The organism is uncultured Maribacter sp. (assembly GCF_947500985.1).
Classification (GTDB): domain Bacteria; phylum Bacteroidota; class Bacteroidia; order Flavobacteriales; family Flavobacteriaceae; genus Maribacter.
In genome coordinates this window covers 110,407-122,615 of record NZ_CANMTX010000006.1, presented here as the reverse complement: position 1 = coordinate 122,615, position 12,209 = coordinate 110,407, and the positions used below count along the sequence as shown (strand labels likewise).

The following is a 12,209-nucleotide window of genomic DNA, read 5'->3' as shown; positions in this document are numbered from 1 at the left end:
AATTGTTAAATTGTATGCGCTTCATTTTTTGTTAGAATCTAAATAGTTACATTCCGGGGACACTTTTCTTATAACAAAGATACTTTTGTATATGCGAAATGAATGAACAAAACGCTGAAATCCATTAAATTGTCGATTAAATACGTCAGGCTTTTTTTAGTCTAATTGTATAGAAAAAACTTGCTTTGGCTTTTAGTGAAATATAGTTGTAGAATATTCGTTTATAGAATGGATTTAGTAAATTTGCCTGATTGTCAGTAAATAAAGCAAAGTTATTAATGGAAATGAAATGTTATTTTCTAATTTAAAACCTTTTAGACGATGATATTTGCGAAATGAACGAATATAAATTGGATAATTTTATTTAGAAATAAACCCATTTTATATTCGTGATTCGTAATGTCCAAAACAAAACAAAATGACCTACTTTAACTTACCTAATAATATAAACCGCTTTGCATCTAAATGGATAGTTTTGGCTATCGATGTATTTATGGTTGGTATTTGCTTCATATTATCTTATTGTATAAGATTTAATTTGACTTTTAATTTTGATGTTAATCAATTATTGGTTCAATTACCAGTAGTTTGTTTGATTACGGCAATTTCATTTTTGATAATCGGCTCTTATAAAGGAGTAATCAGGCACACGGGAGTTCGTGATGTGTATAATATATTTAATTCTATTTGTTTGTCAAGTATTTTGCTGATAACCATGGTTTTAATTAATAAAGAATTAAATATTTTTGAAAACTTTACGATACCACTTTCAATTATAATTATTTACAGTTTACTTTCTTTTATTGGATTGACAGCTTCGCGTTTTGTATTTAAATCTATTTATAGTGCAATACTGACGAAGGATATAAAATCACACAAGAATGTTATTATATATGGTGCAGGCGAATCTGGTATTTTAACGCACAATGCCTTAACTCAGAATACCGTAAATAAGGTTAGAGTGTTAGGTTATATTGATAATGATAATAAAAAAGTTGGTAAGCAAATTAATGGTATAGACGTTTTTAGTAGAAGGATTCTTACCGAGGAATTCATTCTAAAAAATAACATTACTGAAATCATTTTCTCAATCAATAAAGGAATCTCTCCAAAGAAATTAAGAATTTTGGTAGAAAGATTGGTAGATTATCCTGTTGAAGTTAAAATAGTACCTCCTGTTGAAGATTGGATAAATGGTGAACTTAAAGTGTCACAAATTAAGCAAGTTCAAATTGAAGATTTATTAGACAGAGCGCAGATTAATATTGATAATAGTAAAATTGCTAACGAACTTAATGGTAAAACTGTTCTTGTGACAGGTGGTGCTGGATCTATCGGTAGCGAGTTGGTAAGACAGATTTGTACATATAATTATAAATCATTAATAGTAATTGATCAAGCAGAATCTGCCTTGTATGATTTGCAACAAGAACTTAAGCAGAATGGTTTTCATAATTTTGTTCCTATTGTTGGTGATGTAAGGGATAAAAATAGATTAAATTCAATTTTCGAAGAGCATAAGCCTGATATGGTGTTTCATGCAGCAGCTTATAAGCATGTTCCATTAATGGAATATAATTCGTATGAAGCAATTAAAATAAACATTGCAGGTACTAAAAATATTTCTGACTTATCTATAATGCATGGGGTAGAGAAATTTGTTTTTGTCTCAACTGATAAGGCAGTTAACCCAACGAATGTAATGGGGGCTAGTAAAAGGATAGCCGAAATGTACATTAGCTGTATGCAGCAAGAAGGTAAAACTAAATTTATAACAACTAGATTTGGTAATGTTTTAGGTTCTAATGGATCTGTTATTCCTCTTTTTAGAAAACAAATTGAAAAAGGTGGTCCAATTACTTTGACTCATAAAGATGTTACTAGGTATTTTATGACGATACCAGAAGCTTCTCAATTGGTTTTGGAAGCAGGATCAATGGGGCAAGGTGGAGAGATTTTTATCTTTGATATGGGTGAATCAGTTAAGATTTTTGATTTGGCTAAAAACATGATTAAACTTTCTGGACTAAATTATCCTGATGATATTGATATTAAAATTACGGGCTTAAGACCTGGTGAAAAGTTATATGAAGAGCTTTTGGCAAACGGAGAGAGTACTATGCCGACGTATCATAAAAAGATAAAAATTAGTAAGGTAAGACCTTTGGATTATCCACTAATTAGAACAAGAATAGATGAATTATGTATTACCAATATGTTCTTTGCAGGTGATCCAGTAATTCTTATGAAAAAAATAGTACCGGAATTTGTGTCCAATAATTCAGAATTATGTAAGCATGATGACGCAAAAAAATCAAATGAAGAACTTGCTCCGGCCTTAAAAATCGTTAAATCCTAAATAGTTAATCAACCTTATTATTTTAAATTTTAGATATGATCAGAAAATCAGTAGTTAAGCTTTGCAGTTTATTTATTATTAGTTCGTTACTTTTAGTTTCTTGCGCATCAAAAACAGATGTAGTATATTTTCAAAATGCAGGCGATTATGAAACTATAGTTTCAGATAATTCTCATACCAACAAGTTTAAGATTGATGATGTTGTTAGCATTAACGTTTCTACTTTGGATCCTCAAGCTAGTATGCCTTTTAATCTTTTTAAAGGAGCAGAAGAAGGTGGTTTTCGTCCAGAACAATTAGATTATATTATTGATAAGAATGGAGATATTGATTTTCCTGTTCTAGGTACGATAAAAGTTGTAGGTCTTTCTCCAGAAGAAACGAAAGAATTATTAAAAGAAAAACTTAGTAATTTTTTAAAGGATCCAATTATTAATATTAGATTAAAAAACTTTACGGTGTCTGTGTTAGGTGAAGTTGCAAGACCAGGTACATACCCTGTAAATGGAGAGCAAATTACGGTACTTGAAGCCATTGGTTTGGCAGGAGATTTGACCATTAAGGGTATACGCCAAAACGTTATGGTAATTAGAGATTTTAATGGAACCAAGGTATATACAAGAATTGATTTAACCCAAAAAGAGTCTTTAAACTCACCTGTTTATTATTTAACACAAAATGATGTTGTTTACGTTGAGCCAAATAAATCTGCTATAACTTCATCAGCCTTAGATAATCGTGCAACAATTTGGGTTTCTATAGCATCTGTACTGATTACATCTACAGTTTTGATACTTACTAGATAATAATATTACTATTTAATTTTATGGAAAATAAAAAAAGAATTTCTCTAGGGGATAGCTCTGATTTATCGGATCTAGTTAAAGGATATTCTAAACATTGGAAATGGTTTTTATTATCAGCCATTTTCTTTCTAATGCTTGGGGTTTTATATTTACGTTATGCTACACCTAAATATAAAGCAGCTGCTAAAATTCAAATTTTAGAAGATAAATCTTCTTCATCTGAATTATCGGTTTTCTCTGATTTGGACTTTTTAGGTAAAGGTCAAAATAATGTTGAAGACGAATTAGAGATTTTAGGATCTCGGTCAAATTTAGTTGAGGTTGTTGATAATTTAGATTTAAATGTTGTTTTGACAGAGATAGGTAATGTAAAGAGTACAGAAGTGTATTCTAACAAGCCTTTCAAAGTTAATTTTTTAGAAAATGATTCTATTGTAAATAATTCTAAGTTGGAGTTTTTTGTTGAAATATCTAATGAAACCACATTTGGTTTTAGTTTGGATAGAGATACACCTTCTAAAATATATTCTTTTGGTAAAAACATACCAACTGAATTAGGTGATATTGTAATCACTCCTAATTTGCCTTATTTTCAAAACTACAAAGGCAGTCAGATAAAAGTATCGGTAAATCCATTATTTATTGTTGCAGAAGGGTATCAAGAAAAGATTGTTATGAATCCGGCAACGGAATTTTCTAATATTCTCAACATATCTCTGGAAGATGCAAATCAAGAAAAAGCCAAGGATATTTTAAATAATTTAATTTACACGTATAACACAAATGCTATAATTGATAAAAAGGCTATTGCAGATAAAACTTCGACGTTTATCAATGACAGAATTAAAGAGATTTCTACCAATTTAACATCGGTTGATCAAACAGCACAAGATTTTAAAACTTCTAAAGGAGTTACTGATATACAAGGAGAAGCAAACATAGCTTTAAATGTAGGAGCTGCTAATAGGCAAGAGTTGGAGAATGCAAAGACTCAGCTGAATATTGCTAGTGGCATGAAAGATTATGTAAATTCTGAAACAGGCTATGAAGTGCTACCTTCAAATGTTGGTCTTTCTGATCCTACAATAGCAAATACAACAGCAAAGTATAATGAGTTGGTTTCAGAAAGAAACAGATTACTTAAAAGTGCTGATGAACAAAACCCTATGATTGTTAATTTAGACCAGCAACTTGATGGTTTAAAGCAAAGCATGAAGTCTAGTTTGAACGGTATGGAGCGGAATTTAGGGCTGCAGGTAAATAGTTTATCTAGTCAAATGTCAAGAATAAATTCTAAAATATATTCAGCTCCTAAAAATGAAAGAGAATTTCGTGATATAACTAGGCAGCAACAAACTACCGAATCTCTTTACTTGTATTTATTACAAAAGAGGGAAGAGTCACAAATTACATTTGCGTCTAGTACGCCTAAGTCTAAAATTATTGATAGTGCCTACCAAGTAGGGGATTCTCCAGTGACACCGCAGAGACCTAAAGTTTATTTGGCATTTGTACTTATTGGATTGCTTTTGCCGTTTTCGGTTATTTATGCAAATCAATTGATGGATAATAAGATTTATAACAAAGTTTCTCTTGAGAAATTAATTAATGAGGTGCCTATTTTAGCTGAACTTCCTAAAATGGGTCGTAAAGAGGAAATGCTAATTAAAACTGATGACCGTTCGGTTTTAAGCGAATCACTTAGAATTTTAAGAACGAATCTAGATTATTTGATAAAATCAAAGAGTGATAAAAAGAATAACATAATTTTTGTTACCTCTAGTGTGCCGGGCGAAGGAAAAACATTCATTTCATCTAACCTTTCCATGATTTTTGCCAATACAAATAAGAAAGTTTTATTAATAGGTGGTGATGTTAGAAACCCTAAATTGTATACGTATTTTGCACAAAAAGATGTAGATAAAATAGGGAGTCGTTCAAGAGGTAATGTCGACTTGGGACTGTCTGAATATCTACATGATCCTAAAGTACAATCAAAAGACATTATTAATTCCATGTTAGTACACTCTACTACATTTGATGTTATTTACTCTGGTAAGATACCGCCTAACCCTGCGGAGTTATTGATGAGTGATAGAATGGAAACGTTGTTATCTGAAGTATCTGAAATTTATGATTATGTTATTGTAGATACGGCGCCTATTATGGTAGTAACGGATACAATGCTAATAACAGAACTTGCAGATCACATTATATATGTAACAAGAGCAGGAGTTACCGAAACAAAAGTTTTAGAATATCCAATTAATCTTTGGGATCAAGGAAAATTGAAAGGGTTGGCATTTGTTGTTAACGATGTTAAAGAATCTAATCTTGGTTATGGTGGTAAATATGGCTATGGCTATGGTAAATCAGTTAAAAAGTGGTGGAAGTTTTAGGTTTAATATGATTATTTAATCTATAATTAAGCTTTATTTTATAATTTATAAAATCCTCGTAGTTGTACTACGGGGATTTTTATGTTTATCGGGTAATGTTGTAGTTCATCGATATTTTATACTAAAAAAATACTTTAGTTAAATACTATGCTTTCTTTTGTAATTCCCCGATTATAAAAGATCAATATGTATAAATTCAATTCAAATTGGGGACTATTTTTTATTACCTCCATCTTTTTATTTATTTCTTCTTCAAGTTTTTCACAAGCTTTACATCAAGATGGTGAATGGGGGCTTCCAATACCTTTTGGTATCGTGCCAGTAGCCGTTGCTAACCTACCCGATGGTCGATTGTTGACCTGGTCATCTCAATTTCCAAATACATTTAACGAAATAGGTGATGGGTACACGTATACAGAACTTTTTGATCCATCAGGTAATGGAGGATTGGGGTCTGCTTTAGGTATGACCTTAACAGATACTGATCATGATATGTTTTGCCCTGGTATTAACAACCTTGCAGATGGTCGTATACTTTCAGCTGGTGGAACTACGAGCGAACGAACCAGTATTTATGACCCAGTAACTAATGTTTGGACTCGTGCTTCGGATATGAACATTCCTCGTGGCTATCAAGGTAATGTCACCCTTTCTAGTGGTGCCGTTTTTACAGTTGGTGGGTCTTGGAGTGGTGGTGCAGGTAATAATGGCGGAAAAGCAGCAGAATTATGGACCCCTGAATCTGGATGGGTGAACTTGCCAGGTATAACAGGTGAGGACATTTATACAGCGAATGATCTTAATCTTGAAAGTCAACAAAATCCCTTATATAGGGTTGATAATCATGTCTGGTTATGGCCTGCACCAAACGGAAAACTTTTTCATGCTGGACCTAGTGAAGAAATGCATTGGATTAATTTAGATGAGCCTGGTGGTTCTATAACTTCGGCAGGATTTAGATCTAATGATACCTATTCAATGAAAGGTACCACGGTAATGTTTGATATTGGTAAAATTTTAAAAGTAAGTGGCGCTACCTCTTATGGAGAAAGTTTTAATAGTACCACACCAGCTAAAAATAATGCTTTTGTTATTGATATTAATGTAGATTATCCTAATTCGCCAACAGTTGTTAGTGCAGGTCATTTATCAGAGAGTAGAACAATGCATAATAGTACGGTACTCCCTAATGGTCAAGTGCTTGTTACTGGCGGACTCGACCGCGGTGCGGTATTTACAGATGTTGGCGCACGTCATGTAGCGGAATTGTATACTCCTGCTACTGATGGAGGCGCTGGAACATGGGAAACTGTTGCGCAAATGCAAGAGGCCAGAACTTACCATAGTGTTGCTATTTTAATGACCGATGGGCGTGTTTTTGTTGGTGGGGGTGGACTTTGTGATAATCTTTTAAATGGATGCAATAATCACTTTAGTGCTGAAATTTACAGTCCACCATATTTATTTAATTCTTCTGGTAATTTAGCAACAAGACCAATTATTTCAAATGCACCGCAGACTGCAAATTACAATTCAAATATTACTGTTATTGCAAGTACAGGAATTACACAGTTTAGTCTTATTCGCTTTTCAGCTGCTACACATAGTACAAATAACGAGCAAAGAAGAATTCCGGTGAATTTCACTGGTAACGGTACTTATGATGTTTCTATTCCAAATCGTGAACTATTACCTCCTGGAAATTATATGCTTTTTGGAATTGACAATAATGGGGTGCCTAGTAAGGCAGCTACAATTAAAATTGGTTCAGCGCTTCCTTTACAAATAACTAATGAAAATTTAATTGTAGACATGAAGTTTGAAGACGGTAGTGGAAGCAATGCAGTGGATAGTAGTATGTATAATAATAATTCTACAATTGTAGAGCATGATGATAATGGAAATAGTATTTCAAGTGGAAGCAATTATAGCTGGAACTCGGGAATAATAGGAGGTGCTATAGAGTTCAATGGATTTGAACATAGTAGCAATGCACTCCTTGATATTCAGAGCTCTCCATCTTTGCAAACATTAGATGACCAAATTACAGTTATGGCTTGGGCTTATCGAAATTCAACAGGAGGCACTTCATCACCAATTACGGGGAAATTACCAAATGTTGGTATTTTCAGCCATGATTATGTGAGTACGCTATTTTTTGGTTTTCACAATACCATGTACAAATGGGCTTTTGTTACCAATAATGGTCCAGTAGACCTTTATGCTGGTCGCACACCAATGGATACATGGGTGCATATGGCAGCTACCTATGATGGTAAAACTGCTAAATTATATGCCAATGGTAAGTTGATATCGTGGAAAGCATTGAGCGGTACGATTCCTTTTAAAGATGATAATAGCCTACAATCACATTTTACTTCCTCTGGATTTTATGATAAAAGAACTGCTGCCAATTTACCTAGCTATGCCAACGGTAGTGGTATTACAGATGAAATCAATGGAAAAATTGATGAGCTTAAGGTTTTTAATAAAGTTTTGGGTGAATCTGAAATTAAAGAATACTACCAACAAGGAATCAATACAGGTAACCCAGACGTAGTAATCTGTGCCACAGAAGACATTATAGCTCAGTACCGAATTGGGGTAAGTGGTCATTGGCAAACAGGGAATACATTAACTATTGAGGAAGGTGGAGATATATATATAAGAGCCATAGCACCAAATAGTCAATATTATATTACTACACCCCAAGAAAACGGACCTACTTTTGATTCAGGTGGAAGCTCGGAATATGTATATAAAATAGATACTGGGGTGTACCAAGGAAGTAATCCTGAAAGAAACAATGGTTTGATTGATATCTCTAATCAAGGTCAATTTGTAATGACTACGGCAAATGGTTGTACCGCTGTTTTTGATTTACAGGTAATTATTGTTGATGAAACAGATGGGTGTTCTAATCACCTGACGAACGATATTGAAGGTATAACATTGGCATCTGGCAGTATGGTCGGCGGTCCGGATACGGTATTGGGCACATCGGAGGTCACGAACGGCTCGGACTGTGCGCTTGAGATATCGAACGTTGATAACGGTCAACCTTGGGGTCGTTACCGTGTATCTTTGGATCTCGATTTATTGGGCATAGATGCGGGAGACGAACTTTCGTTGTCATTGGATGCGGAAGGAAGTACTGGTGTACCGAGGATCGAGGTAAACCAGGACAACGTTGCGAACACTGCATTGCTGTCGCATACGTACGGTAGCGGTTGGACTACTTATAGCGAAACTTTTGTAGTGCCTGCAAACCTGACCACGCTGGATATCTGGCTCTTTACGAACTATGCCTCACAGAATGCGGGTACGGTCTATTACGATAACCTATCGATTATAAATTTATCCGATGTCGTTGCCAACGATGCGCCGATATCAGAACTGACTGCCTCGGCAATTGCTGGAGTATTGCCATTGACCGTTGATTTTAGCGGGTCTTCCTCGATTGACGATACGGGTATAGTTTCCTATGATTGGGACTTCGGCGATGGCAGTACAGGTACTGGTATCCAACCTTCGCATATATATGAGAACGTGGGTACTTTTAATGCCGTGCTGACTGTAACGGATGAAGGTGGGCTGACGGATACGGATCAGGTGGAGATTTTAGTAGAACCAATGTTGGGTTCGCCGATATCGATATCCCTCGGTTCCGCTTTGAGCGGGGAGGTTCCTTTATCTGTTGACTTTACGGGTAGCGGTTCGAGCGACGATGTTTCCATAATCAGCTACGCATGGGATTTCGGTGATGGCGGTACCTCTGATCAGACCGACCCTCATTATGAATATGTCGATGCCGGTATTTACACGATCACTTTAACGGTCACCGACGACGACGGTAATTCCTCGACGAGCAGTCTTGAAGTTGAGGCTATCGATGGCAATTTCCCTTTGGAATGCGGCGATAGATTAACGAACGATTTCCCTGGAATCACTTTACCTTTAGGTAGTGTTTCCGGCGGGGCGGATATTGTATTGGGCACATCGGAAGTCACGAACGGCTCGGACTGTGCGCTTGAGATATCGAACGTTGATAACGGTCAACCTTGGGGTCGTTACCGTGTATCTTTGGATCTCGATTTATTGGGTATAGATGCGGGAGAAGAACTTTCGTTGTCATTGGATGCGGAAGGAAGTACTGGTGTACCGAGGATCGAGGTAAACCAGGACAACGTTGCGAATACTGCATTGCTGTCGCATACGTACGGTAGCGGTTGGACTACTTATAGCGAAACTTTTGTAGTGCCTGCAAACCTGACCACGCTGGATATCTGGCTCTTTACGAACTATGCCTCACAGAATGCGGGTACGGTCTATTACGATAACCTATCGATTATAAATTTATCCGATGTCGTTGCCAACGATGCGCCGATATCAGAACTTACTGCCTCGGCAATTGCTGGAGTATTGCCATTGACCGTTGATTTTAGCGGGTCTTCCTCGATTGACGATACGGGTATAGTTTCCTATGATTGGGACTTCGGCGATGGCAGTACAGGTACTGGTATCCAACCTTCGCATATATATGAGAACGTGGGTACTTTTAATGCCTTGCTGACTGTAACGGACGCCGATGGGCTGATGGATACCGATACGTTAGAGATCATTGTAGTACCATCGACAGATTCCCCTATATCCTTATCCTCGGCAACCCCTTTGAGCGGAGATATTCCTTTGTCCGTCAATTTTACGGGAAGTGACTCTACCGACGATGTGGGTATAGTTAGCTATACCTGGGATTTTGGCGACGGTGTTGGTTCGAACTTTTCGGATCCTCAACACGATTATGTAGATGCGGACGATTATACGGCAACCTTAACGGTAACCGATGAAGATGGAAATTCCTCTGTCAGTACCCTTGAGGTCGAGGCGGTAGACGGCAGTGCACCTTTGGTTTGCGCAGATTACCTGACGAACGATATTGAAGGTATAACATTGGTATCTGGCAGTATGGTTGGCGGTCCCGATACGGTATTGGGAACCTCGATAGTTACGAACGGATCTGACTGTGCCCTTGAGATATCGAATATTGACAACGGTCAGCCTTGGGGGCGTTACCGGGTGTCTTTGGACCTTGATGTATTGGGCATAGATGCTGGCGACGAGCTATCGTTGTCGTTGGATGCGGAAGGGAGCACGGGAGTCCCTAGAATAGAGGTCAATCAGAACAACGTTGCGAACACTGCCTTGTTGTCGCATACGTTCGGTAGCGGATGGAACAGTTATAGCGGAACTTTTATAGTGCCCTCGAACCTGACCACGCTAGATATCTGGCTCTTTACGAACTACGCCTCACAAAATGCGGGGACGGTCTATTACGACAATCTAAGTATAATCAATTTATCCAAGGTGGAAGTGAACTTGCCACCAATTTCTGAACTTACAGCTTCGCTTGTGCAGGGGGCATCACCTTTGACAGTCGACTTTAACGGCTCGGCCTCTTCAGATGACAGTGGTGTAGTTTCGTATTCTTGGGATTTTGGGGATGGCAGTACCGGTACGGGCATCCAGCTTTCAAATATTTATACTATGGCAGGAACATTCAATGCGATACTAACGGTAACGGATGCCGAAGGACTGATGAGTACCGATACGGTAGAAATCATTGTAGAACCATCGGCGGATTCCCCTATATCCTTATCCTCGGGAACCCCTTTGAGCGGAGATATTCCTTTGTCCGTCAATTTTACGGGAAGCGATTCTACCGACGATGTTGGTATAGTTAGCTATACCTGGGATTTTGGTGACGGTGTTGGTTCGAACCTTTCAGATTCTCAACATAATTATGTAGATGCCGGTATTTATACTGCAAGCTTAACGGTAACCGATGAAGATGGAAATTCCTCTGTCAGTACCCTTGAGGTCGAGGCGATAGACGGCAGTGCGCCTTTGGTTTGCGCAGATTACCTGACGAACGATATTGAAGGAATAACATTGGTATCTGGCAGTATGGTTGGCGGTCCCGATACGGTATTGGGAACCTCGATAGTTACGAACGGATCTGACTGTGCCCTTGAGATATCGAATATTGACAACGGTCAGCCTTGGAGGCGTTACCGGGTGTCTTTGGACCTTGATATATTGGGCATAGATGCTGGCGACGAGCTATCGTTGTCATTGGATGCGGAAGGGAGCACGGGAGTCCCTAGAATAGAGGTCAATCAGAACAACGGTGCGAACACTGCATTGTTGTCGCATACGTACAGTAGCGGTTGGAGCAATTATAGCGGAACTTTTATAGTGCCCGCAAACCTGACCACGCTAGATATCTGGCTCTTTACGAACTACGCCTCGCAGAATGCGGGTACGGTATATTATGATAACTTAAGATTAGAAAAGATAAACTCAAATACTTCAAAGAGTTTAATGAATACAAAGTCGATATCATTTGATTTATATCCTAATCCTAGTTTTGATATTGTTACATTAAATAATAAAGATGAAATTCAAATTAAGGAAATTCAATTTTATGATATAACAGGTAGATTGATAAGAAGTATTTTACCAGATGGATTACAAAGTAACTTTGATATGATTATCAATTTGTATGATTTTACAGAAGGATTCTATATTGTTAACATTTTAGATGTAAATGGAAATAGATATCAGAAAGAACTTTTAATTAAGTAA

At 37.0% G+C, this 12,209-nt stretch carries 4 protein-coding genes; all 4 read left to right on the top strand.

Going from position 1 to position 12,209, the window contains the following annotated elements:
- The first annotated feature begins 418 nt into the window (after window positions 1-418).
- The 4 genes from Q0871_RS14160 to Q0871_RS14145 all read left to right on the top strand — a co-directional run bounded on the left by Q0871_RS14160 (window position 419) and on the right by Q0871_RS14145 (window position 12,209).
- On the top strand, window positions 419-2,359 hold the full coding sequence (locus tag Q0871_RS14160) for a nucleoside-diphosphate sugar epimerase/dehydratase (RefSeq protein ID WP_299325032.1): 1,941 nt from the start codon (window positions 419-421) through the stop codon (window positions 2,357-2,359).
- 35 nt (window positions 2,360-2,394) lie between these two features.
- Complete coding sequence (locus Q0871_RS14155; protein ID WP_299325031.1) at window positions 2,395-3,165, top strand: polysaccharide biosynthesis/export family protein; 771 nt, start codon at window positions 2,395-2,397, stop codon at window positions 3,163-3,165.
- Between the two features lie 20 nt (window positions 3,166-3,185).
- Complete coding sequence (locus Q0871_RS14150) at window positions 3,186-5,564, top strand: tyrosine-protein kinase (RefSeq protein WP_299325030.1); 2,379 nt, start codon at window positions 3,186-3,188, stop codon at window positions 5,562-5,564.
- A gap of 186 nt (window positions 5,565-5,750) precedes the next feature.
- Window positions 5,751-12,209: a PKD domain-containing protein gene (locus Q0871_RS14145; RefSeq protein ID WP_299325029.1), complete on the top strand. Its 6,459-nt coding sequence runs from the start codon at window positions 5,751-5,753 to the stop codon at window positions 12,207-12,209.